Origin of the sequence: Vibrio sp. T20 (genome assembly GCF_007858795.1) — a bacterium.
In the GTDB taxonomy this organism is placed as follows: Bacteria; Pseudomonadota; Gammaproteobacteria; order Enterobacterales; family Vibrionaceae; genus Vibrio; species Vibrio satsumensis.
This window is the reverse complement of sequence record NZ_VFEB01000117.1, coordinates 1-225: the sequence shown is the minus strand read 5'-3', so window position 1 is coordinate 225 and position 225 is coordinate 1. Positions and strand designations below refer to the sequence as shown.

The window sequence follows — 225 nt, the reverse complement described above, 5'->3', positions numbered from 1 at the left end:
TATGACAACTTATTGTACGCCGTTAGAACAGTTGAAAGCTAATGTTAAAAAGCACCCTGACAAAGTGTGGCTTCATCAACCTGTTGATCGTAAGTGGCATACTTATACATGGTGTGAGGCAGATATCGCGGCACGGAAAGTCGCAAAAGGTTTAGTTGACAATGGACTAGTCGAGGGGGACAAAGTCTCCATCATCGCTAAAAATTCGGCTGAGTGGTACATATG

The 225-nt window shown here is 43.6% G+C and carries 1 protein-coding gene; it reads left to right on the top strand.

Going from position 1 to position 225, the window contains the following annotated elements; translation table 11 throughout:
- A partial coding sequence (locus FTW16_RS13390; RefSeq protein ID WP_146491410.1) for an AMP-binding protein occupies positions 1 to 225 on the top strand: 225 nt, incomplete at both ends.